Genomic DNA, 23,052 nt, shown 5'->3' with positions numbered 1-23,052 from the left:
GGCACCTGGGTGATCCGCTATGTCCGGCTCTTTCACCCGGGACATTCCCGGCGCATGCCGCACATCGCGTCGCCCGTCCGGCGGGCACCCACCCCGAGGCGGGTCGCCCGTCCGGCGGCCACCCGCCCGCCCGGGTCTCCTGCGTGCTAGGCGTCGTGCCGCGGCGGGGCCTGCGACCCGCGGGGCCGGGCACGCAGCGCCTCCACCGGCAGCCGCGCCTCGACGCCCGTGCCCGCGCCCGTGGCGGACCGGACGGCGAGCGTGCCCCCCACCAGGTGGACGCGCTCGCGCAGACGGGTCAGGCCCGAGGAGGTGACCGTCGCCGGGTCGAAGCCGTCGCCGTCGTCGCGCACCCGCACCACGAGCGCGCCGCCCTGCATGTCCAGGTCGACCTCGACGCTCGTGGGCGTGGCGTGCTTGAGGGCGTTGGTCAGCGCCTCCTCGACGACCCGGACGGCCAGCAGCCGCTCCGCCATCGTCAGGCGGGGGTCGGCGGGGTCGTCGACCGCGCGCAGCTCCGGCGACGCGGCGACGCGCACGGCGATGATCGGGGGCAGCCGGCGCACGATGGCCCGGACGGCGGGCACGACGCCGATCTCGAGCTGGTCGGGGAACAGCAGGCGGCTCATCTCCCGGACGTCCTGGGCGCGGACCGTCTCGACCTCGGCGCGCACCTCCCGCAGCTCGGGCACGTCCCCGGGCGCGACCGTGCCCGTCGCCTCCAGCCGGTCCGCCAGGCGGTCGATGCGACCGGTGAGCAGCACGAGCCGCTGCTGCAGGCTCGCGTGCAGCCCCTCGGCGACGGCGCGACGCAGCCGCACCTCCTCGTGCTCGAGGGCGCGCAGGGCGTCGTGGACGAGCCGGTTCTCGCGCTCGGCGGCGCGCGCCTGGGAGCGCAGCGCGCGCCGCGCCGCGGCGGCCCAGACCCCCGCGCCGGACGAGACGGAGCCGATGACGAGCCCCGCGACGACCTCCGCCTCGACCGTCGACCGGTCGGGGTCGGTGTAGACGCCGAAGGCGACCTGGCACGCCAGGCGGACCGCGGAGAGCACGACCGCCCCGGCGACGATCCCGCCGGCGATCGCCCAGCGGCTGCGCCAGCGCTGCACCCGCAGCACCCCGAGCGCCACGAGGAGCGCGCCGATCGCGAGGAAGTTGGCGGCCAGGCGGGCGGTGACGGGCACCCCCTGCCACCCCGGGACCAGCGTCGCGTACACGTACGCGGACTGCAGCACGGCCCCGACCGCGTAGACGCTCGCGAGCAGCGCCGTCGCGCCGAGCATGGCGCGGCGGTCCCCCACGTCGTCGCGGGCGGCGAGCGCGCGGGCCCGGGCCTCGACGGGGTCCTCGGCGTGCACCTCCACGGCCCCCGCACCGCCTCCCCGCGGGCCGCCGGGCATGTCGCACCCGGGCTCACCCGTCCTCGCGACCATACTGGGGCCCATGACTGCGGCCATCTCCCCGCCGCTGCGTGTCGCCCTCGTCGAGGACCAGCCCCTCTTCCTGACGATGCTCCAGCGTGTCCTCGAGGACGCACCGGGTCTGCACGTGGTCGCCACCGCCCGCACGCACGCCGAGGCGTCCCGGGTGCTGCGGCCCGGGCTGGCGCAGGTCGTGGTGCTCGACATCGACCTGCCGGACGGCAACGGGATCTCCCTGGGGGTGCGGCTGCGGCGCGCGCAGCCCGACCTGGGAGTGCTCCTGCTGTCCGCGCACGACGCGATGGACCTCCTGCTCGACCTGCCGCCGGACGTGGCGCACGGCTGGTGCTACCTGTCGAAGACCAGCTCGACCAGCGAGGAGAGCCTCGTCGGCGCGATCCGTGCGGCGGCGAGGGGCGAGACGGTGCTCGACCCGGCGCTGCTGGACCGGATGACGCCGCGGGCGGGGTCGAGCGTCGCCCAGCTGACGCAGCGGCAGTACGAGGTGCTGCGGCTGCTGGCCGAGGGGCTGTCGAACGCGGGCATCGGCGAGCGCATGGGCATCACGGAGAAGTCCGTGCAGAACCACGTGCACGCCGTCTACGCGACGCTCGGCATCGACGCCGACCCGGTGCGCAACCCCCGGGTGAGCGCGGCGCTGCGGCTGCTGGAGGAGACCGGCCCGGCCTCCTGAGGCACCGCGTCCGGCGGGCGTCCGGCACGTCGTCCGGGGCGGCGTCCGGACGGGGGACGCGGGTCCGCCGTCCGGGTGGACGTGTCCGTTCCGTCCGGCTGCGCCCGGATCCGCGTGCGACCCTGGGTGCTGAGCACCTGTGCCGGCACGCGAGGAGGACCCGTGGTCTACACCCTGTCGTCCCCCACCGCGCTGGCCGTCGACGCGGCGTGCCACCCGCACGCCCGTGAGCTCCTGCCGCTGCTGCGCACGGCGTTCGCCCTCGACGACGCGGCCCGCGTGGCGCTGACCGCGGCGGCCGCGGAGCAGCCCGTCGAGGAGCGCGCGGTCGCCTGGGGCGTCGTCGAGCTGCTCGGCGCGGGCCAGGGCACGACGTTCGACGTGCTGCGCGCCGCGGGCGAGGGCGCCCCGCTGCCGGCGCCGCCCGTGCTGGCCCGCACGCGCCTCGGCGCCGCCCGCGACGTGGCCCGTCTACTGCTGCTGGAGACCGGCCCGTGGCCCACGGGCGTCACCGCCGCGGTCCCCGGCCTCGGCCGGCACCCCGCGGGCGCGGTCGCGCTGGCGGCGGCGGCGGTCGGCCGCTGGGCGGGTCCCGACCTGCCCGACGAGCACGCGACCACCCTCGCCGCCCCCTGGCAGGCCGTCACCCGCCCCGGGGCCGCACCGGCCGGGGCGAGCGACGACGGGACGCCGGGCGACGCGGCCCCGGTCGACGGGGCGGCCGGGGAGGAGACCGCCGGCCCCGTCCGCGTCGACCGCGTCCTCGGCGAGCGCGCGCCGGCCGTGCACGACGCGCTCGACGCCCTGCGCGGCGCCCGCGTCACGGACCTGGCCCGCATCGGCTGGCCCGCCAACGCGTGGGTGCGTGCCATGCACGAGGCCGCGTGGACGGCCTTCGCCCGCGGCCGCCTGCACGCCCAGGTGGTCGCGGTCCTGGACGCGACGACCGTGGTGGTCGACCGCGCCGCCGCCGACGCCGGGCACGGCCCCGACGGCACCGCCGACCCCGTGACGGTGCGGTCCGCGCTGCGCACCGCGCACGCCCTCGTCGTCGGCGCCCTCATGGCCGACGCCCTCGACCCGGACGCCCGCGACTGCCTGCGCCTGGCCGACGCGGGGCTCTGACCCCCCGCCCCACGTACGCTGCCGGGACACCCACGACGACGGGAGACCCGGTGCCTGACCACGACGAGCTCGACGCGCTCATCGCCCGCCTGGAGGCGGAGGAGGCCGAGCTCGTGCTCGACCGCTTCACCGACGACGACGCCTGGACGCTCGGCACCTGGCTGCGCACCACCGCGGTCGAGCGCGGCCTGTCCGTGACCATCGACGTGCAGCGCGGCGAGCACCGCCTGTTCCACGCCGCCCTGCCCGGCACGTCCGCCGACAACGACGCGTGGATCGAGCGCAAGACGCGCCTGGTCCGCCGTCTGGGCCACCCCTCCTACCTCGTCGGGCGCCGCCTGGCCCGCTCCGGCACGAGCCTGGCCGACCTGGGCATGGACCCGTACCTCTTCGTCGCCGCCGGCGGCTGCGTGCCCGTGGTGGTCCGCGGCGTCGGCATGGTCGCCACCGTCACCGTCTCGGGCCTGCCCCAGGCGCAGGACCACGCCCTCGTCGTCGAGGCCCTGCACGCCCTGCGCGGCACGACGGCCTGAGCCCTCGGGGCGGGGCGTCCGCGCGCCGAGGCGTCCGTCACGCTCCCCGACGGGCAGCGCACGATCATCGGCGGCCCCAGCTCCTCCGCACAGATCGAGAAGCCCGGCATGCCCGTCGTGGGCTGGGCGAACTGGGGTGCGGACGGCGTCGTGGTGTGGGAGACCGGGCCCGAGGGCATCAGGCTCTGGGGCACCCCGAGCGGGATCGCCCAGGAGATGCGCCTGCTCCTGCAGGACGCCGAGCGGTCGGCGTCGTCGTGAGCCCCCTGTCGGATTCGAACCGACGACCTGCTGTTTACAAGACAGTTTGCAGGTGTAGTTGACGGTGTCACTCTGCGCAGGTCGCTACCGCGGCCAGTGTCGTTTGTGTCACACTCCAAGCGTGTCACTCGGAGCGGCGGGACGGTGAGCTGGCGGGATGCGCAAGTACCTGTACGACGCGGCCGCGACGCGCGGCCTGCCGCGCACACCGGCGGTCGCCCTGATAGAACGTCAACCGTTCGTTCTCGACGCGGCGTTCCGACCTGTCGAGCCACTGAACGCGTGGCTGGCATCGCTCCCGTCGCGCGGATGCCACTCGCCTGGCACTTGGTCGGGCGGAGCCTGACCCGGTTTCCCGGACAGTTCGGGTTGGCTGATCATGCCGCGGTGAGTGCGGCGGTGTGAAGGTCCTCGAACTGGTTCGGGGACCGGTAGCCGAGGCCGGAGTGGCGACGGACGGGGTTGTAGAAGCCCTCGATCCACTCGAAGATCGCGGCGGCGAGTTCCTCGCGGCTGGCCCAGGTGCGGCGGTCCAGGAGCTCGCGCTGCATCGTGGACCAGAACGACTCCATCATCGTGTTGTCCACGCTCGAGGCGACCCGGCCCATCGAGCCGAGCAGGCCGGCCGCGCGCAGCCGGTGCCCGAAGATCCACGACGTGTACTGAGCTCCGCGGTCCGCGTGGACGATGGCTCCGGGGCCCGGCTGGCGGGTCCAGATCGCCATCTGCAAGGCGTCGACGACGAGCTCGGAGCGCATGTAGTCCGCGATCGACCACCCGACGACCTTGCGGGTGAACACGTCCAACACCGCGGCGCAGTAGACCTTCCCGGTGCTCGTGGGGTGCTCGGTGATGTCAGTGCACCACAACCGGTCCGGGCCCTCGGCGACGAACCGGCGCTGGACCAGGTCCTCGTGCGGGGCTGGAAGCGGCCGCTGACCACGGCGCTTTCGCCGGTGACACACCCCGACCAGGCCGGCGGTCCGCATCAACCTCGCGACGCGCTTGCGCCCGCAGGCGACGCCGAGGCCCAGGCGCAGCTCGGCGTGGACCCGCGGGGCGCCGTAGGAGCACCGCGACATCTGGTGGACCGCCGCGATCGTCGCGATCAGCTCGGCATCGGCAACCGCTCGGGCCGACGGCGGGCGGACCAGCCAGTCGTAGAAGCCCGAGCGGGAAACGTCGAGCACCCGGCAGGCCACCGCGACGGAGATCCCGTCGTCGGCGAGCTCACGGACCAGCCGGAACGTCATTTTGGGAGGACGTTCTCCCGGGCGAAGTAGGCCGAGGCGCGCTTGAGGATCTCGTTCTCCATCTCCAGCACCCGGGTTCGGCGGCGCAGTTCGACCAGCTCCTTGCGTTCCTCGCTGGTCAGACCCTCGCGGCGGCCGGCATCGACGTCGGCCTGGGTCATCCACCGGCGCAGGCACGACTCGCTGATCCCCAGATCCGCCGCGATCTTCGCGACCGGCTGCTGGCCGCTACGGGCCAATTCCACTGCTCGACGCCGGAACTCCGGCGGCTTGGCTGCAGGCACAAGGACTCCTCTCTCGGAGATGACATCGTCACCTCAGGGCAGGTGTCCGGGGAAGCGGGTCAGGCTCCGGTGAGGATGTCGCCGGGGCTGCGCAAGGGGGCGCTGTGCCTGCACATCACGTCCTCGGTCGGGTGGACCGGGGCGGTGCTGACGTTCTTGGGGCTGTCCGTGGTGGCGATCACTGCACGGGAGGACGCGACGGTGCGCGCGATGTACGTCGCGATGGATGCGCTGGCGTGGACGGTGCTCGTGCCGCTGGCGCTCGCCTCACTGGTGACAGGTCTGGTGCAGTCGCTGGGCACGGTGTGGGGGCTCGTGCGGCACTACTGGGTGGTGACCAAGCTGGCGCTCACCGTGGTGGCCACGTTTGTGCTGGTCCTGTACACCCAGACCCTCGCCACGCTGGCCGAGGTCGCGACCGACACCTCGACCGGCGACCCCGACGCGCTGCGCTCGGTCTCTCCGTTGGTGCACGTGGTGCTTGCGCTGCTGGTGCTGCTGGGCGCCACGGTCTTGTCGGTGTTCAAGCCCAAGGGCCTGACGGCCCGCGGGTGGCGGCTGCAGCAGCGCGCGCGGGCCGCCTGACACCTGGTGGGCTAGGTCTCGCGGGCCGCGGGGTCGACGGCCTCGGCGCTGTGCTGCAGCTTGGTCCCGGGTTCGACGCCGGCTTCCTCGAGCCGCCAGATGAGCTCACCGATGGTGCGCTGCACCTCACGCCACTGGGCTTCGGGGTGCGTGGCACCACCGTCGACGGCGCGGTGGGCGTCGAAGGACGTCAGGTACGCCTTGAGCCCGGCGCCCAGCAGCATGAGCTCACGCCCGGTGAGGGTGACCTGGTGCGGTGCGTCGATGTCCACCTGGCCGCCTGCGGGGTCAGCTGACGCGGATGAAGGTGGGGTTGGTCTGCCAGATCTCCCGGATCTGGATGGTCTTGCCCGGGCGGGGGGCGTCGACCTGCATGTTGTCGCCGGCGTAGATCGAGATGTGCCCCGGGGACCAGATGAGGTCGCCCGGCTGGGCCTCGGCCCGGGAGACGACCGTGCCGGCGCCGCGCTGGGCGGAGGACGTGCGCGGGAGGGTGATGCCGACCTGGGCGTACACGTAGGACGTGAACCCCGAGCAGTCGAAGCCTTCCGGGGTGCTGCCCCCGGAGAGGTAGGGCACGCCGACGTAGCGGGCCGCGATCTCGACGATCGCGTTGCCGTTCGCTGACGCGGGCGCCGCAGCACCGATCGGCTCCGCCTCGGCCGCGGGCGCCTCCTGCGCGGCGGGCTCGGCCGCCGCGGCGGCCGCGGCGCGGGCCCCGCTCCGCGATGCGGCGGGCGGCGCGGGCTCAGGCTCGGCCTCGACGACGGGCGGCGGGGCGACCGCGGTCAGCGTGGGGGCGTCGAAGCCCCAGACGGCGTCCGGGGCGGCGGCCACGACCGGGGAGGTGTGCACGAGCGCGTGCGCGGGGGCGGTGAGGGCAGTCGTGTTGACGCCCGCGACGCTCGCGCTGTGCGCGCCCGACCCGTGGGCCGACGCAGGGACGGCCACCATCGAGAGGATCAGCCCGGACCCGGCGGCGGCCACGGCCGAGCGGCGGCCCGCGGTGGCCAGGCCCGCGCTGGTCGCGGTGGCGAGGTCGTCGAAAGAGGTCGTGGGGCGACCGGGTGAGCGGCGGCGGCCGCGGGTGGCGCTCGAAGGCATGGTGAACCTCTCCAGACGCCTACGAGGTGAGCTGTCGGGTTCGGGCTGGAGAACGCCCGGCCGGTCACGTTCGACCGACTTCACCCCAAGGACACCGCACGGATGCCCACAAGTGGGTCCCCCGCTCCTGCCAGCGAGACTCGAACTGACCGCGGGTGGTGGCAGGACTCGGCGATCCACCTCAGGCCGCCCCAGGAGGGTGGGGCGCGTCGATCGTAGGTGCCACACGGGTGGAAAGTCACGGAGAGGTCACGGGCTTCATCAAACCTTGATGGAACAGCGACTGTGCCTGGGCGCTGGGCGGGCGACCCTTGTCGTGCGGGGTGCGCCGACCGCCCCAGCATGTCGTGCGGGGTGTCGACCGCCCCAGCATCCAGCGCCTGCCACGGAGCACCTGCCCGCGACAGGGGACCTCGACCTCGGGAGAGCTCATGAACCGCGCGCGACGGCGCCTGACCGCCACCGTGACCGCCTTCGGCGTGGCCTTGACGGTGGCCGCCTGCTCGGAGGGCGCCGGCTCAGCGACCACACCGACGCGCTCGGCGACCGCGGCCTCCGACGGGCACGCTCACGAGCACGCGGATGAGGCTGACGGCGCGGGTCTACCGGGGGCACACACGCACGGCGTGGGGATCAATCCCGCCGACGACCTGGTCTACCTGGCCACGCACGAGGGTCTGTTCCGGTACGACGACACCGGTTCGACGCGGGTCGGTCCGGTGATCGACCTCATGGGGTTCACCGTCGCCGGGCCGGACCACTTCTACGCCTCGGGTCACCCGGGCGCCGGGACGGACCTGCCGAACCCCGTCGGCCTGATCGAGACGACCGACGCGGGAGAGACCTGGACCCCGTTGTCGCGTGCGGGCGAGTCGGACTTCCACGCCCTGACCGCGTCGGGTTCGGGGGTCGTGGCGTTCGACGGCACAGCCCTGCAGTCCACGGAGGACGGGATGACGTGGGGTGACCTCGCCGTCCCCGTACCGCCGTTCGCGATGGACGTCTCGCCTGACGGGCTCACGATCGTGGTGACGAGCCAGGAGGGCCCGGTCCGATCCACGGACGCCGGGGCGAGTTGGGACAGGCTCGACGACGCGCCGCCGCTGCAGGTCGTCGACTGGGCGGACGCGTCGACCGTCGTCGGGCTGACTCCGGACGGGGCGGTCGTGTTGTCCGAGGACGCCGGTGCCACCTGGGCGCCGGCCGCGACCCTCCCCGGACAGCCTCAGGCCGTGGCCGCCCACCGAGCGGCCGACGGCACCCTGCGGGTGATCGCAGTCACGCAGGACGCGGTGCTGGAGTCAGTGGACCTCGCTGCCGGGTTCGAACCGTTGCCCGGGGCGTGATCGGGCGATTTGACCAGGAGACCCGCGGGGAAATCAACGGGATCTTCATAGGACGACCAGCGCACGTGCGGGGTTCGCCCTCGAGAGTCGGGGGCGAGACCTTCCCGCCCTGATCGCACTGGAGCCTGCCCATGTGGACCCCGACCCGCCGCCCGATCCTGCTCACCGTCGCCGCCGCGAGCACCCTCCTGCTCGCGGCGTGCAGCACCGGCTCCCAGCCTTCCGCCCGGGACGACGTCGCCACCCCGGCGGCGACCGAGGCCCCAGCCGCCACCGGGGTGACCGGCACGGTGTGGGTCGCCAACGAGGGCGAGGGGACGCTGACCGCGATCGACGCGGGTTCCGGTGAGGTGCTGACCACGGTGACCGGCGTCCCGAGCCCGCACAACGTGCAGACCAGCCCGGACGGCGCCACGGTCTGGGCGGTCAGCGGGCACAACCAGGCGCTCGTCGCCCTGGACGCCGAGAGCTACGAGCTGCGCGGGACGGCACCGACCGGCACGAGCCCTGCGCACGTGGTGCTGACGCCCGACGGGTCCTCGGTCTACGTGACGAACTCCGGCGAGGGCACGCTCGGCCGCTACGACGCCGCCACGCTGGCGCCCACCGGGACCGTCGACCTGAGCGCCGGTCCGCACGGCCAGCGCCCCAGCGCCGACGGCACCGTGCTGGTGGTCGCGGGCACGGGCGCCGGCACGATCGACGTGGTCGACCCCGCCACCCTCACGCGCACCGCGACCATCCCGGTCGGTGAGTCGCCGGTGCAGGTCGCCGTGGCGGACGACGCCCGCACCGCGTACGTGAGCCTTGCCGGGACCAGCACGGTCGCGAAGGTCGACCTGGTCGGAGAGGCGGTCGTCGGGGCCGTCGAGGTGCCGTCACCCCCGGTCCAGCTGTTCCTCACCCCGGACGGCGCCAGCCTGCTGTCGGCCGACCAGGGCACCGCCGACGCGCCCGGGGACACCGTGACGATCATCGACGTCGCGATCATGGACGTCCGAGCCACCATCACGACCGGGTCGGGCCCGCACGGGGTCGTCGTCGACCCCTCGGGGGAGGTCGCCTGGGTGACCAACCTGTACGACGACACGGTCTCGGTGCTGGACCTCGCCACGAACACCGTCACGGCCACGATCCCGGTCGGCGACCTCCCCAACGGCATCTCCTTCACCCCCCGCACCGGCGCACGCCCGGAGTCCTCCCCTGCGCTGACGGTCCCCGACTACTCCACCGGGTCCGAGGACAGCGGCCACTCCGACACGCACGGCGACGACGACCACCACGGCTGACCTCAGCCCCCGCACTCGCACTCGCACTCGACGAGCCCCGTCCTCCCCGGCCGGGGTGACGCCTCCGCGTGCCCGCGACCCGCATGTGGGGTCCCGGTCGCGCGGTCGGCGGCAGCCTCGATGAAGTTTCGATGGAGGTTGCCTCCCGGGACCTACAGGTCCCATGTGCAGGTGCCGGCACGCGACGACCGTGCACTCAGAACCTTCGTGAGGAGCTCCCTATGCACCCCGCTCTCGTCCGGCTGCGGGTGGCCGTCGCTCTCGCCCTGCCCCTGGTCGGAATACCGACCCTGGCCCTGGCGGCACCCACGCCGGCCACGGTCGTCCACCAGGAGACGGCCGAGCACGACAGCACCGCGCACGACCATGCCTCGACCGGCCCCGGCCCCAGCGCGGACACGGACCCGGGCACGCCCGCGCCGGAGCCGACGGCGTCGAGCCACGACACGGAGGGCATGGAGCCGATGGAGGGCATGGACCACGCCGGCAGCGGTGACGACTCGTCGCACGACGACAGCCACGACTCGGGTGCTGGCACCGGCTCCGACGGCCCAGCTTCCGGGGACACGGGCGGCGCGAGCACCGAGCACGGCGAGTCGACGGGAGAGCACGGCGAGAGCGGCAGCCACTCCGAGGAGGAAGCCACTGCACCCGTCGCCCGCCCCCGGGCCGCGGTGCTGTCCACCTTCGTGGGCGTCAACGGCGCGGTCCTGATCGCCGCCGCCGTCCTGCGCCGCCGCGACCGCACCCGACCCCGCCACCGGCCGCGCCCGACCGCCACCCCGACCACCGCCTGACCGCCTGACCGCCTGACCGCCTGAAGGACACGACCATGACCACCCTGACCCCGCCCCCGCCCCCGCCCCCGCCCCCGGCTGAGGCAACCGTCGACCCCGACGTCCGACCTGGCCCGGACACGACGCCGCCCCCGGTCGGACGCAACCTCATGACCATCCCGTGGGTCGCCCGGTCGCTGCGGTCCGGCTGGTACCCCAAGATCTTCCAGATCCCGGTCGCGGCGGTCTTCGGGCTCGTGGCCTACCAGCTGCTCGCCGGGCCCGACTCCGCGCACGACAACGCGGGCACCGCCCTCATGTGGGTGCTGTGGTGGCCGGTCATCCCGATCGTCTTCGTGCTGCTCGGCCGGTTCTGGTGCGCGGTGTGCCCGTTCGGGGCGCTGTCCGACGCGGTGCAGAAGCTCGTCGGGGTCAACCGGCCCGTCCCGAACTTCCTCAAGAACTACGGCATCTGGATCATCGACGCCTCGTTCCTGGCGATCACCTGGGCCGACCACGTCTGGGGCGTCGTGGAGTCCCCGTGGGGCTCCGGCGTCCTGCTCCTGCTGCTCACCACCGCGGTCATCGCCTCGGGTGCCCTGTTCCAGCGCCGCACGTTCTGCCGGTACCTGTGCTTCCTCGGTGGGCTGTCCGGCAACTACGCCCGCACCGGCATGGTCGAGCTGCGCGCCGACAGCGCAATCTGCAGGACCTGCAAGGCCAAGGCCGTCTGCTACAACGGCAACGACAAGGTCGCCGGCTGCCCGCTGTTCACGTTCCCCCGCACCATGGAGGACTCGGCGAACTGCAACCTGTGTGCCAACTGCATCAAGTCCTGCCCCAACGACGCCATCCAGGTCCGGCTCCGCAAGCCGACCAGCGAGCTGTGGTTCATCACCAAGCCCAAGATCGAGCAGTCGATGCTCGCCATGGCGATCATGGGCATCGTCCTGATCCAGAACATCACCATGCTCGAGGTCTGGGACGGGTTCCTCACACAGATCGAGGCGGTCACCGGGATCACCAGCTATGCAGTGATTTTCACCGTCGCGTTCGCGGTCGCGGTGTCCGTGCCCGTTGGCCTTCTCGCCCTCGCCTCACGGATCGCGGCACGGCGGAACCTCGAGGACACGAAGCTGAACTTCGCCCGGTTCGGGTACGCGCTGATCCCGCTCGACGTCGCCGGGCACCTGGCCCACAACCTGTTCCACCTGCTCGCCGAGGGTGGGTCGGTCTACTACACGGTCGCCAACCTGTTCGGCGCCGGCGTCAGTGGTGACCCGGCACTCGTGAGCACCGGCACCATCCAGGTGCTGCAGTTCGCGCTCCTCGGCCTGGGCATCGCGGGGTCGATCTACACCGCGAAGCGCATCGCCTACCGCCGGTACCGCACCGCAGCCCGCCGCCGCGCCACGCTCACCCCGTACGTCGCGATCATCGCCCTGCTCGGCGCGATCAACGTGTGGATGTTCCTGCTGCCCATGGCCCACCGCATGTGAGCCAGCACGACGTCCCGATCTTCCACCCCCACATCGACCTCAGGAGGCCGACCCATGCCCGTCACCCATGAGCAGACCTCACACCAGGCCCCCGCGGGCGCGCTCCGCGTCGCCGTTGTCGGCGCAGGCCCGGCCGGCATCTACGCGGCCGACATCCTGTCCAAGGCCGGTCTCGCGGTGTCGATCGACCTGTTCGAGCGGCTCCCCGCGCCCTTCGGGCTCGTGCGCTACGGCGTCGCGCCCGACCACCCGCGCATCAAGCAGATCATCGTCGCGCTGCACAAGGTCCTCGAGCGCGGCGACATCCGCCTGCTCGCGAACGTCGACTACGGCACCGACCTCAAGCTCGACGACCTGCGCCAGTTCTACGACGCGGTGATCTTCTCGACCGGCTCGATCCGCGACGCGGCGCTGACGATCCCGGGCATCGAGCTCGAGGGGTCGTACGGCGCCGCGGACTTCGTGTCCTGGTACGACGGGCACCCCGACGTCGCGCGCACGTGGCCGCTCGAGGCCCAGCACGTCGCCGTCCTCGGCGCGGGGAACGTGGCGCTCGACGTCGCGCGCATCCTCGCCAAGCACGCCGACGACCTGCTGCCGACCGAGATCCCCGCGAACGTCTACGACCAGCTCAAGGCCTCGCCGGTCACCGACGTGCACGTCTTCGCGCGCCGCGGCCCCGCGCAGGTCAAGTTCTCCCCGCTCGAGCTCCGCGAGCTCGGCCACGTGCCGGACGTCGACGTCATCGTCTACCCCGAGGACTTCGACTTCGACGAGGGCTCGATGGCGGCGATCCACTCGTCGAACCAGACCAAGCAGGTCGTCAAGACCCTCACGGACTGGACGCTCAAGGGGCCCGAGGAGAACACCGCGAGCCGGCGCATCCACCTGCACTTCCTGCACAAGCCCGTCGAGGTCCTCGGCGAGGACGGCAAGGTCGTCGGGCTGCGCACCGAGCGCACCGCGCTCAACGGCGACGGCAACGTCACCGGCACCGGCGAGCTGCACGACTGGCCGGTCCAGGCCGTGTACCGCGCGGTCGGCTACTTCGGCTCCCCGCTCGTCGACATCCCGTTCGACGACGTCGCGGGCGTCATCCCGAACCGGGAGGGCCGCGTGGTCGACGTCGACGGCGAGCGCGTCCCCGGCGTGTACGCGACCGGGTGGATCAAGCGCGGGCCCGTCGGGCTCATCGGCCACACCAAGTCCGACGCCGCCGAGACGGTCAAGCACCTCGTGTCGGACCTCGACCGGCTGCAGCGACCCGCGCATCCCGAGCCGCAAGCCGTCACGGACCTGCTCGTGGCGCGCGGCGTCGACCACGTCGAGTGGTCCGGCTGGGAGCTTCTCGACGCCTACGAGCGGTCGCTGGGTGCAGCGCAGGGCCGGGAGCGCATCAAGGTCGTCTCCCGGGAAGACATGCTCGCCGCGAGCCGAGGTCAGGCGTGAGCGTGTGCTCGGCGCGGCGCGAGCGGCGCACGGGCTCGCGGCTGACGGCGCGCGCCCACCGCGCTCGAGCAGCTGCGGCGCAGCACGACCCAGGCCGCCACCGCGAGCAGCACGAGCCAACCCAGTGCCAGCACCAGGTTGCCGCGCTCGTCGAACGTCGACGTGAGTGCAACGTCGGTCAGCACCCGGATGGCGCCGTAGCCCGGCAGCACCTCCGCCCATGACGGAGGCGACCCACGGAGCATCGGGCTCTGCGCGATGCCGAGGTCCAGGAACGGCAGCAGGAACGCGACGAAGACGCCGCTCACGCGCCCCAGCACGGGACCGATGAGCACGCCGAGGAAGGCGTACGTCAGCGCCACCAGGAGGTTCGCCGCGCCGTAGAGCAGCCACTGGTGCGGCTCGAAGACGAGGGCGGTGACAGCGATCGACGCACCCGTCGCGAGCGTCGCCGCGAGTGCCACGACCGTGAGCCGGGCACCGACGAGGATGCCAGGGCGCATGCCGGCGAGCGTCAGTCGCTGGTCGCCCGAGCGGGCGTCGAGGGCGAGGAACAGGCCGGCCAGGGTCGCAAGGGACGCCACCGCGATCGGCGCCATGGTGCCGGCGTGCATGTGAGCCGGGTCCATCGTCTGCGTCACGAGGGTCCCCCCCTCGTTGAGGACGACGGGTGTCGCTCCGGACGGGGTGATCGCGTCGGCGAGGAGGACGAACACTCCCGGGACGACCGCGAGAAGCACCCACAGCACGGGATTGCGCCGCCACTCGCGCAGTCCAGTCCGCACGGCTGCGCGAAGCTGGTCGATCCGTGAGCCGGCAGTGATCCCTCGGCGGGCTGCCATGCGTGTCTTCGGCCGCAGGACCGCGAGTGCCAGTGCCACGGATGCGGCACTCCAGACGAGGCCCCAACCGAGGTCACCGGGTCGTCCTTCGTGCCCGGACGGGACGCCGACCATCCAGAGCGACACGAAGTGGGTCGGCAGCGCACGCGTGACCGGCTCCGTCGACCCGCTCAGCGTGGGTCCGAAGAAGACGTCGAGGATCCACAGGAACAGGATCAGCACGGTGCCGTTCACGGGGTTGCGCACCCAGGACCCGACGGCGGCCCCGATGCCGAGGTAGATGACGGCGAAGAGGACTGTGCCCACGACCACCCGGCCGGCGTCCTGCAGTCCGGAGGTCGCGTACAGAGCCAGCAGAGCTGCCGTCGACGCGAGGAGTGCGATCACGAGCCCGCACAGCGCGCGCGCCACGGCGAGGCGCCCTGCGGGCAGCCCGGCGAGCGCCAGGCGGTGGTCGGCCTGACGGCCGCCCGAGACCTGGAAGTACATGGCCAGCGCGGCGATGAACGCGGAGGCCCACCCGGCGGTGACCACGTCGACGGCCAAGGCGCCGCCCTGTCCACCCAGCAGCTGGGCGGCGTCGGCGAGCGTCGGTGCCGCCGCGACGACGAACGTCACCGGGACGAGGACCAGAACCAGAAGGTTCGTGCCGTTGCGCACGTAGTCGGCCAGGAACCGGAAGACGAGGGCGAGGGTCATCGCGGCACCACCCGTCCGTCGCGCAGGTCAAGGATGCGATCGAAGCGCTCTTCGTCGGCGACGAAGTGGCTGATGATCAGGACGCTGCGCCCAGTCGCCCGGCGCTCTGCGACGAGGTTCCAGAAGCGCAGGTAGGTGTCCCAGTCGAAGCCGGCGTAGGGCTCGTCGAGCAGGAGCACGTCCGGGTCGGCGAGTAGTGCGAGGCCGAGGTTGAGCTTGGCGACGGTGCCGCCCGAGAGCTGACCGACGCGCGTTCCCGCGTAGCGCCCGAAGCCGAGTGACTCGTAGAGGGCGCGCCTCGCGTCCCGCTCCTGCCGGGCGTCGATCCCGTAGGCATGGCCGAACAGCTCGAAGTGCTCGTCGCAGGTGAGTCGCTCGTAGAGCTGGGGCACCTGCGGGCAGTAGCCGAGCCGGGCCACGCGCTCGACCTCTCCGGCGTCCGGCGCGAGGGCCCCCACGAGGATCTTCATCAAGGTGGACTTGCCGGACCCGTTCTCGCCGACGAGCCCGACGATCTCCCCCGCCTGCAGCGAGAAGCTGACGCCCGAGAGGACAGGCACGACGCGGCGGACCGGCCACGCACCTCGTCTGTACGCCTTGTCGATGGCGTGCGCCGCGAGAACGGCTCGTGCGGTGCGAGTGGACTGCGCGATGGCGTCCATGATCTCAGCCCCTCTTGGGTACCCCGGGGTGGTATCTGAAAAACACCGTAGCACCCCACGGCTCGGTGATTCCCCTGCTTTACGGTAAAGATCTCGTCAAGCGGGAACGTCGCTCCGGACGCAACCGAGATCAGCGTCGGGAGAATCAGCGCGCTGCGGCCGGCGGCAGCTCGACGAGGCCGAAGCCCACCCGTCCGACGGCGGCGCGCAGATCTCCGACCGTGAGCGGGGCCGAGCCGTCGACGACTGCGGGAGAGCCACCACCGGCGACGAGGTCCACGGCGACGCGCGTCACGCCGTCCACCTCGAAGATGGCCTCGAGCGCCTCGGCAAGGCACGACGAGCACGTCAGGCCCTCGAGGACGAACGATGTCGTGGTCATGGACGCACCTGCTCGCTGGACGGGAGCCGGCACGGTCACCGGCATGCAACGACAGTACGAGTGCCCTTCTCGCATTCTCGTTTCCGTGCGGTGAAGGTCCGCTCAAGGATCTCCGATCAAGAATGCATCAATGTCATGAAGGTCCCCTGAAGATCTGCGCCGACGCAGTCCGACGAACCGCTCGTGTGGTCGGATGTCACCGACAGACAAAACGGACAAGGGGGAATCGTGAGCGAGACGGATGTCGCGCGCCGACCGGAACACATGACCGCGGGACGCGAGCACGACCAGTTCTACGAACACCTCACGCAGCGCAACCGCGGACTGATCGCCGGCGACGAGCAGCAGCACCTCCGCACCGCGACAGTCCTGGTGGCCGGCTGCGGTTCCATCGGAGGCGCGGTCGTCGAACCACTGGTCCGGCTGGGCGCCGAGACGCTCCGGCTCGCCGAGCCGGACACGTTCGAGCTGCACAACCTGAACCGCCAGAACGGCGTCCTCACGGACGTCGGGGTCAACAAGGCGGTGGCGCTCGCCGCGCGTGCTCGCGCCATCAACCCGCACGCCGCGATCCAGGTGGAAACCCGAGGGGTGGTCCCGGAGACCGTCGAGCCGTTGCTCGACGGAGCGGCGCTCGTGATCGACGGGATCGACGTCACCACGAGCCGGGCCCTGTCGTGCAAGCGCCTGCTGCACGTCCGCGCGCACGAGCGGGGCGTCCCGGTGATCTCCGGCTACGACATCGCCGGGGTGCAGATGGTCCTCGTCCACGACTACCGCGACCCGCGCGTCGCGGTGCTCGGAGGTCGGCTCGGGGCCGATCGTCCGACGCCCTTGGAGCCGTTGCCGTTCCTCGCCCGTGTCGTCCCGCTCCACGTGCTGCCGCCGGAGATCATCCCGACGCTGGAACGCCGAGCCCGGGGAGAGGACGTCGACTTCCCCCAGCTCGGGTACACCGCCGGCGCGTTCGGCGTGATCGCGGCCCGGGTCGCGCTCGACCTGCTCGAGGGACGGCGCGTGCGTCGGCGCATCGTCCTCGACGTGCACCAGCTGTCGCGCCCCAGCAGGATCGCCGCGCGCGGGGTCGCGCCCTGATCGCGGTCGCAGGCATCGCGCGCCTCGCGCGCACGTTCCGGGACCAGGCATGACGACGACCGCCGCTGCCCCGGACGTCGTCGACCCGGTCGCAGCGCACCTGACGAGCACTTCTGCCGTCGTCGCCGGGACGGGCGACGAGCCCCGAGCCCTCCGGGACGCACTCGCGGCCGGCGCCTGCGCGAGCGTCCTGGGACTGGTCACCGAGCAGCGTCCGGACGAGCTGTACCGCGTGCAGGACCGGCACGGCGTCACCGTCGTGGCCGTCTCCACCACGGGCCTGACTGATGCCGAGCTGGGGGCTGTGCTCCGGTTCCGGTTCGCCGCGTACGTGCACGTCGGGTTCATCGACTCGGAGGTCGCCTGCCGGGACGGCGTCGAAGCCGAACCCACGGACGTCGTGGCGCCCGGCGACGTGCACATCCTCGCCGCGGAGGCAGCGACGGGCCAGATCCTCGCGTACACGGTCATCGAGGCACCACCGTGCGCGCCGACAGGGACCCGGATGCGCCACACCGGCCGCGCCCTGTTCCCCGTCGAGCACGTGCACGGCGCGGGGGTGTACCGGCGGCTGCCGATCCTCCCGGACCTCGCGGTCGCGAAGGTCCGCGAGGTCGGCAGGTTCGTGCGGAGCCAGGACCCCACGGCACCGCGCGTCAGCGTGGCTCGTGCGGTCGTGGAGACCGGCGTCGCGCTCTTCCGTGTCATGACCGGGCCGCTGCGCCTGGACGTCGACGCGGTGGTCGGGGACCTCGAGGAGAAGGTCGCCAAGAACAACCTCGACTTCTTCCACGTCCCGTCGGTCGTCCTCCACGACACCGTTCCGTTCAGCAGCACCGACGCCTACCTGAGTCCGCGGTACCAGCACCACGAGGTCCACCCGTTCGCCGTCTTCGTCAGCGACGTCACCAGCGCGCGGTCCCGGCTCTCGGCCGTGGAGCACGCCCTCGAACGACCCGACGCCGAGGCGCTCTCGGCACTGCGCGAGCTCGGCAACGACACCTCGCCTCGGCTCAGCTCGTTCCAGCCGGACCCGCGTCCGCAGCACCCTGCGACGACCTGGATCGGGACGCCGATGGAGGTGCGGGGCCGGTGGCGCGAGGACGGTGAGGCGCTGCGCAGGATCGACGTCCTCGCGGGGCTGTCCGCCGCGGAAGCCACCCGCCTCGCGGCCGCCGCCGAGCCCGTGCGCGTGAGAGCCGGCGAGCGCGTCGCCTCACGCCGGTCGACGGCGGAGCTGGTGCTCGTCCTCGAGGGCGAGCTGCGTGCACGCCGTCGAGCCCGGAGCGGGCTGCACGTGCACGAGGGTGTGCGCGGGAGGGTGCTGCGGGCAGGACGGCGTCCTCACCGACGGTGAGCACCGCACCGATCTGGTGGCGGTCACCGACTCGACCGTGCTGCGCCTGAGCGCCGACATGTACGCCACCCACCTCGCCCACCTGCCCGAGGTCGAGCTCGACCTCCTGCGTTCTGCCGTCCGGCATCTCGCCGCGATGCACCGCTCATGCCGCCCCGCACGGGACGCCGACCGTCAGGAGGACGGGACATGACCGAGACCTTTCTCGGTGCGTGGCAGATCGACGACGACTTCCCGCACACGGGCAGCGACGACGACCGGCTCGCCTTCGCCGCCAGGTTCGCGCGGCTCGCGCCGTCGGGGCACAACGGTCAGCCCTGGACCTTCGAGGTGAGCGACGGCGAGCTGTCTGTCTGCACCGATCCTTCCCGGGCACTGCCCACGATCGACCCCGACGACCGCGAGCTCACCCTGACCTGCGCGGCGTCCGCACGGTTCGCCGCGCTCGCCCTCGACCACTTCGGCTACCCGCCCCTGGTCGACACCACGGTGGATCCCGCCCGGCCCACCGTGATCGCGAGGATCCGTGCCGGTTCCCGGCGGGAGCCACCCCACGACCGAGCGATGTTCGACGCCATTACCGCGCGCCACTGCAACCGCCACCCCTACCGCGACACCGCCGTGCCCCAGGACGTCCTGACCGCCCTCGCCGACGCGGCGGGCGTCCATGGCTGCTGGGTGGCCGCGGTCACCGCCGGCGAGCAGATCGCGCGGTGCGCCGACCTCATCGCGCAGGGCGACCGCGTCAAGTGGCGCGAGCGCGAGTTCCGGCACGAGCTCGCCAAGAGGCTCGTCCCGAACCGGGGTCCGCGCCGTGACGGCATGCCGGGATACGCGTTCGGCGTCCCCGGCCCCCTGGCGCGCTGGGCCCCCGCCGCCGTCCGTCGTGCCGACCTCGGCCCGGTGCGCGCCTTCACCGACCGACGCCTCGCCCGGGCCACCCCCGCGCTCCTCGTCGTGGGGACCGACCGCGACGACCGCGCCGCCTGGGTGTCGGCAGGTCTCGCGATGGCCGACGTCCTGCTGCACGCCACCAGCGCCGGGCTCGCGACCGGCTTCCTCAGCCAGGCGATCGAGGTACCCGAGCTGCGCTCTCGCCTGATGCCAATGCTGGGACGCGAGGGCTTCCCGCAGGTGCTCCTGCGCGTGGGATACGCCCGCCGCTCCCCGCGGCCGTCCCCCCGCCGTGAGCTGCACGAGGTCCTCGTGCGGTCGCAGACCACCAGGAAGGCAGTCTCATGACACGCGACGCAGCGAGCAGCGGTCAGGCAGCAGTGAGCGGCCGCCCGTGGGCAGCAGTGGCACTGCTGAGCGCGAGCCTCCTGATGATCGGCTTGGACAACACCATCCTCAACGTGACGCTGCCGACCCTCCAACGCGAGCTGGACGCATCGACGTCGGAGCTCCAGTGGATGGTCGACGCGTACATGCTGGTGTTCGCGGGGCTGCTGCTGACCGCGGGCAACCTCGGCGACCGGGTAGGACGTCGTCGGGTCTTCCTCGCCGGGCTCGTGGTGTTCGGCGCCGGGTCCGCGCTGGCCGCGATCGCCTCGACACCCGAGCAGCTCATCGCGTTCCGTGCCGTGATGGGCGTCGGTGGGGCGCTCATCATGCCGTCGACGCTCTCGATCATCACGAGCATGTTCACCGGCCCTCGTCGGGCGAAGGCCATCGCGATGTGGACGGCGGTAGCCGGGATCGGCGTCGCGCTCGGTCCGGTCGTCGGGGGCTGGCTGCTCGAGCGCTTCTGGTGGGGATCGATCTTCCTGGTGAACGTGCCCATCGCGGTCGTGGTGCTGCTCGCAGGCGCCCGACTCATTCCCGAGTCCCGCGACACCCACGCGGGTCGGGCCGACCTCCCGGGCGTGGGCCTGTCCATCGCCGGGCTCCTCGCGCTCGTCTACGGGATCATCGAGGCCCCCACGCACGGGTGGACCGGGACCCGGACCCTCACCGCCTTCGCCCTGGCTGCCCTGACCCTGACGGCCTTCGTGCTGTGGGAGCTGCGCAGCAGCCACCCGGTGCTCGAGCTGCGGCTGTTCCGCAACCCGCGCTTCACCGCGGCCAGCCTCACGATCGCCCTTGCGTTCTTCGCCCTGTTCGGCGCGCTGTTCGTCATGACCCAGCACCTGCAGCTCGTCCTCGGCTACAGCGCGTTCGCCGCCGGACTGCGGACGGTGCCTGCTGCGGCTGCGCTGATCGTGGGAGCCGCGACCAGCACCCTGGCCGTCAGCCGGCTCGGGACCAAGGTGACGGTCACGGCCGGCATGCTCCTCGCGGCGGCAGGGCTGGCGGTCGCGGCCACGGCCACGACGACGACGGACTACGAGCCCGTCCTCGTGACCCTGGTCCTGTGCGGCCTCGGCATCGGGCTCGCGATGGCGCCCGCGACCGACTCGGTGATGGGCTCGCTGCCGGTTCGCAAGGCAGGCGTCGGGTCGGCGATGAACGACACCGCGCGGCTCGTCGGAGGGGCGTTCGGGGTCGCGGTCTTCGGCACCACCGTGTCGCAGGTCTACGCACCGCGCGTCGCAGACGCCGCAGGCGCGCTGCCGGGTCCAGCACGGGCGCTGGCCGAGGACTCGCTCCAGGCCGCGGTGCGCGTGGCGGCTCAGCTTCCTGAGGCGCAGGGCGCAGAGCTCCTCGCCGCGGCTCGCGACGCGTACACGGAGGCGCTGCAGCGGTCGGGCCTCGTCGGGGCGGGAGTCGCCACGCTGGCGGCACTCGTCGCTCTCGTGCTGCTCCCGGCTCGGGCGTCGGTCGCCTCCGGCGCCGGCAGCGACGAAGAGCCGTCCGCCGACGCGCTCGAGGAGGATCCGACGATCGACGGATCGAGCGCGCCGCTCGCCACCGGATGATGCGCGCCGGACGTGAGTGAAGCCGAAGGGCTCAGCCTGCGTGGTTACCCAGATCAGGCTGGGTCGCCGCCAGCGAAGTCGTGCTTACGTCGGATTAGGGCGAGGTTGACCAGCACCGGCCCTGCTGGGAGCCTCAAGACCAGTCGTGAGAGGCCGGTGCCAGGTGCGCGCGATCACACGAGCGCGGTTCGAGGGGCTAGCCGCGTACACCCGGCGTGCCGCGATGGCCGTGATGGCCGTGATGGCCGACGAGCTTGCGTGGTTCTCGTCGCAGGACGAGTCCGTCATCGCAGCGCTCATCCGCGACACCGACGGGGAGTACTCGGCCCACCTCCTCATGCGGGACCTCGACGAGAAGTATCGGTGGATCGGCGCTACCGGGTACCACGCGGCCCCGGAGGGTGCCGTGATCGAGCTGCGGAGCCGCATCGCGAGAGCGGCGGCCGACGCCGACGAGTTCCGCGTGCAGGGCGACGAGACCAAGCGACCAGTCGACTTCTTCACGCCTCTCACCGACCGCGAGCGTCTGCATCCGAACTTCGTCCGGCTGAGGGAAGAACTCGGATTCGTCGCTGCGCGCAGGTTGATCACGTCGATGATGCGCTGGTACGACGACGTCGACGGCAACTTCGTCGAGCAGTTCCAGACCTCAGGGTTCGACCAGCGGGTGTGGGAGCTCTACCTCTTCGCCGCGCTGACCGAGGCCGGGTACGACGTCGAGCGTCCCAAGCCGGCGCCGGACTCTCTGGCGACGGGACCACGGGGACGGTTCGCGCTCGAAGCCGTGACCGTGAACCCGAGCATCGGGCCAGACGGCAAGGCGACGCCGTCGCCTCGGCTCGAGCCGGATCACGACCCTGAGAGCTACCGGCGCGACTACCTGCCGCTGAAGTACGCCGGACCGCTCACCGCAAAACTCAAGAAGAAGTACTGGGAGCGGCCCGAGGTCTCGGACGTCCCGCTCACCGTGGCGATCCAGGACTTCCACGACACGATGTCCATGACCTACACCGGATCGGCGCTCTCGACCTACCTGTACGGGATTCAGCACGACACCCGGACCGGAGCCGACGGGACGCGGGAGGTCGTCGCGACGAAGGTCGAGTTCCACATGAAGGGCAAGACGCCCATCCCGTCCGGCTTCTTCTTCCTCCCGGATGCCGAGAACGTCAGCGCCGTCATCTTCAACGCCTCGGCGACCCTCTCCAAGTTCAACCGCTTGGGCGTCATCGCCGGGTTCGGGTCCGACGACGTCACCCTCGTGGTCAAAGGGCTGATGATCGACCCGGACGAGGACGCGACAGCACCGTTGCCGTTCGCCGCGGTCGTGGGCCCTCACTACGAGGAGCGGTGGCTCGACGGAGCCATCGTGTTCCACAACCCACGGGCGCTTCGCCCGCTCGATCCCGCAACCTTGCCCGGGACCGCACAGCACTTCCTTCAGGCGGACGGCACGATCTTGACACTGGCGCCAGCAGGACAGGTCATCGGTTCGGTGACGTCCGTGCTGGCCTTCGGCGGTTCGGAGGAGGACTGAG

The 23,052-nt window shown here is 72.4% G+C and carries 23 protein-coding genes and 1 riboswitch; of the genes, 16 read left to right on the top strand and 7 right to left on the bottom strand.

The features are described 5' to 3' along the window. Positions 1-146 precede the first annotated feature (146 nt). Entirely contained in the window at positions 147-1,364 is a 1,218-nt protein-coding gene (locus BKA21_RS20225; protein WP_140460711.1) for a sensor histidine kinase, read from the bottom strand. Positions 1,365-1,443: 79 nt separating this feature from the next. Between BKA21_RS20225 and BKA21_RS13925 the strand changes: the two genes are divergently transcribed. The 4 genes from BKA21_RS13925 (at position 1,444) to BKA21_RS13910 (ending at position 4,034) form a co-directional block, all read left to right on the top strand. Continuing rightward, on the top strand, positions 1,444-2,115 hold the full coding sequence (locus tag BKA21_RS13925; protein ID WP_140460712.1) for a response regulator transcription factor: 672 nt from the start codon (positions 1,444-1,446) through the stop codon (positions 2,113-2,115). Positions 2,116-2,277: 162 nt separating this feature from the next. Further along, entirely contained in the window at positions 2,278-3,240 is a 963-nt protein-coding gene (locus BKA21_RS20220) for a hypothetical protein (protein ID WP_140460713.1), read from the top strand. A 50-nt stretch (positions 3,241-3,290) separates the two neighbouring features. Next, positions 3,291-3,773, top strand: a complete 483-nt coding sequence (locus BKA21_RS20215) for a heme-degrading domain-containing protein (RefSeq protein WP_140460714.1) — start codon at positions 3,291-3,293, stop codon at positions 3,771-3,773. A gap of 108 nt (positions 3,774-3,881) precedes the next feature. Then, positions 3,882-4,034 (top strand): hypothetical protein, encoded by a 153-nt coding sequence (locus tag BKA21_RS13910; RefSeq protein ID WP_170209130.1) that lies wholly within the window; start codon positions 3,882-3,884, stop codon positions 4,032-4,034. A 377-nt stretch (positions 4,035-4,411) separates the two neighbouring features. On the opposite strand, the gene BKA21_RS13905 is transcribed toward BKA21_RS13910, so the two are convergent. Next, positions 4,412-5,571, bottom strand: a protein-coding gene (locus tag BKA21_RS13905) for an IS3 family transposase (protein WP_140460715.1) whose coding sequence is annotated in 2 segments (ribosomal slippage) — positions 4,412-5,322 and positions 5,322-5,571 — 1,161 coding nt in all. Because the reading frame shifts where the segments join, the coding sequence is not laid out codon by codon here. 69 nt (positions 5,572-5,640) lie between these two features. Here BKA21_RS13905 and BKA21_RS13900 point away from each other — a divergent pair. Further along, entirely contained in the window at positions 5,641-6,156 is a 516-nt protein-coding gene (locus tag BKA21_RS13900) for a DUF2269 domain-containing protein (RefSeq protein ID WP_203793559.1), read from the top strand. 11 nt (positions 6,157-6,167) lie between these two features. On the opposite strand, the gene BKA21_RS13895 is transcribed toward BKA21_RS13900, so the two are convergent. Continuing rightward, positions 6,168-6,428 (bottom strand): hypothetical protein, encoded by a 261-nt coding sequence (locus BKA21_RS13895; RefSeq protein ID WP_140460716.1) that lies wholly within the window; start codon positions 6,426-6,428, stop codon positions 6,168-6,170. A gap of 16 nt (positions 6,429-6,444) precedes the next feature. Continuing rightward, positions 6,445-7,260, bottom strand: a complete 816-nt coding sequence (locus tag BKA21_RS13890; RefSeq protein WP_140460717.1) for a C40 family peptidase — start codon at positions 7,258-7,260, stop codon at positions 6,445-6,447. A 2-nt stretch (positions 7,261-7,262) separates the two neighbouring features. Beyond that, a riboswitch (cyclic di-AMP (ydaO/yuaA leader) is annotated at positions 7,263-7,444 on the bottom strand. 247 nt (positions 7,445-7,691) lie between these two features. Here BKA21_RS13890 and BKA21_RS13885 point away from each other — a divergent pair. The 5 genes from BKA21_RS13885 (at position 7,692) to BKA21_RS13865 (ending at position 13,619) form a co-directional block, all read left to right on the top strand. Next, positions 7,692-8,606 carry a F510_1955 family glycosylhydrolase gene (locus BKA21_RS13885; RefSeq protein ID WP_140460718.1) on the top strand — a complete coding sequence of 305 codons (915 nt, stop codon included), beginning with the start codon at positions 7,692-7,694 and terminating at the stop codon, positions 8,604-8,606. A 131-nt stretch (positions 8,607-8,737) separates the two neighbouring features. Further along, positions 8,738-9,895 (top strand): YVTN family beta-propeller repeat protein, encoded by a 1,158-nt coding sequence (locus tag BKA21_RS13880; RefSeq protein ID WP_179625383.1) that lies wholly within the window; start codon positions 8,738-8,740, stop codon positions 9,893-9,895. 221 nt (positions 9,896-10,116) lie between these two features. After that, complete coding sequence (locus BKA21_RS13875; RefSeq protein WP_140459657.1) at positions 10,117-10,692, top strand: hypothetical protein; 576 nt, start codon at positions 10,117-10,119, stop codon at positions 10,690-10,692. A gap of 35 nt (positions 10,693-10,727) precedes the next feature. After that, positions 10,728-12,170, top strand: a complete 1,443-nt coding sequence (locus tag BKA21_RS13870) for a 4Fe-4S binding protein (RefSeq protein ID WP_140459656.1) — start codon at positions 10,728-10,730, stop codon at positions 12,168-12,170. A gap of 54 nt (positions 12,171-12,224) precedes the next feature. Next, positions 12,225-13,619 (top strand): FAD-dependent oxidoreductase, encoded by a 1,395-nt coding sequence (locus BKA21_RS13865; RefSeq protein WP_140459655.1) that lies wholly within the window; start codon positions 12,225-12,227, stop codon positions 13,617-13,619. On the opposite strand, the gene BKA21_RS13860 is transcribed toward BKA21_RS13865, so the two are convergent. The 3 genes from BKA21_RS13860 to BKA21_RS13850 all read right to left on the bottom strand — a co-directional run bounded on the left by BKA21_RS13860 (position 13,610) and on the right by BKA21_RS13850 (position 16,204). Further along, a complete protein-coding gene (locus BKA21_RS13860) occupies positions 13,610-15,160 on the bottom strand; it encodes an ABC transporter permease (RefSeq protein ID WP_140459654.1) in 1,551 nt (516 codons plus the stop codon). The two genes, BKA21_RS13865 and BKA21_RS13860, sit on opposite strands and share 10 nt — an antisense overlap. Next, positions 15,157-15,822, bottom strand: a complete 666-nt coding sequence (locus BKA21_RS13855) for an ABC transporter ATP-binding protein (RefSeq protein WP_140459653.1) — start codon at positions 15,820-15,822, stop codon at positions 15,157-15,159. The genes BKA21_RS13860 and BKA21_RS13855 overlap by 4 nt, the downstream gene beginning before the upstream one ends. A gap of 145 nt (positions 15,823-15,967) precedes the next feature. Then, positions 15,968-16,204, bottom strand: a complete 237-nt coding sequence (locus BKA21_RS13850) for a heavy-metal-associated domain-containing protein (RefSeq protein ID WP_170209052.1) — start codon at positions 16,202-16,204, stop codon at positions 15,968-15,970. 183 nt (positions 16,205-16,387) lie between these two features. On the opposite strand from BKA21_RS13850, the gene BKA21_RS13845 reads away from it, so the two are divergent. The 6 genes from BKA21_RS13845 (at position 16,388) to BKA21_RS13820 (ending at position 23,051) form a co-directional block, all read left to right on the top strand. After that, positions 16,388-17,299 carry a HesA/MoeB/ThiF family protein gene (locus tag BKA21_RS13845; RefSeq protein ID WP_179625382.1) on the top strand — a complete coding sequence of 304 codons (912 nt, stop codon included), beginning with the start codon at positions 16,388-16,390 and terminating at the stop codon, positions 17,297-17,299. A gap of 49 nt (positions 17,300-17,348) precedes the next feature. Next, positions 17,349-18,656 (top strand): hypothetical protein, encoded by a 1,308-nt coding sequence (locus BKA21_RS13840; protein ID WP_140459650.1) that lies wholly within the window; start codon positions 17,349-17,351, stop codon positions 18,654-18,656. Positions 18,657-18,672: 16 nt separating this feature from the next. Next, positions 18,673-18,849: a cyclic nucleotide-binding domain-containing protein gene (locus BKA21_RS13835; protein WP_170209051.1), complete on the top strand. Its 177-nt coding sequence runs from the start codon at positions 18,673-18,675 to the stop codon at positions 18,847-18,849. Continuing rightward, positions 18,846-19,898: an Acg family FMN-binding oxidoreductase gene (locus BKA21_RS13830; RefSeq protein WP_170209050.1), complete on the top strand. Its 1,053-nt coding sequence runs from the start codon at positions 18,846-18,848 to the stop codon at positions 19,896-19,898. Before BKA21_RS13835 ends, BKA21_RS13830 begins: the two co-directional genes overlap by 4 nt. Continuing rightward, positions 19,895-21,514, top strand: a complete 1,620-nt coding sequence (locus BKA21_RS13825; protein WP_140459647.1) for an MFS transporter — start codon at positions 19,895-19,897, stop codon at positions 21,512-21,514. Before BKA21_RS13830 ends, BKA21_RS13825 begins: the two co-directional genes overlap by 4 nt. Positions 21,515-21,677: 163 nt before the next feature. Continuing rightward, positions 21,678-23,051 (top strand): hypothetical protein, encoded by a 1,374-nt coding sequence (locus BKA21_RS13820; RefSeq protein WP_140459646.1) that lies wholly within the window; start codon positions 21,678-21,680, stop codon positions 23,049-23,051. Position 23,052 lies beyond the last annotated feature (1 nt).

This window comes from Cellulomonas oligotrophica, from assembly GCF_013409875.1.
Taxonomy (GTDB): domain Bacteria; phylum Actinomycetota; class Actinomycetes; order Actinomycetales; family Cellulomonadaceae; genus Cellulomonas; species Cellulomonas oligotrophica.
Note: the sequence above shows the minus strand (reverse complement) of the source record. Positions and strands in the feature narration are given on the sequence as shown.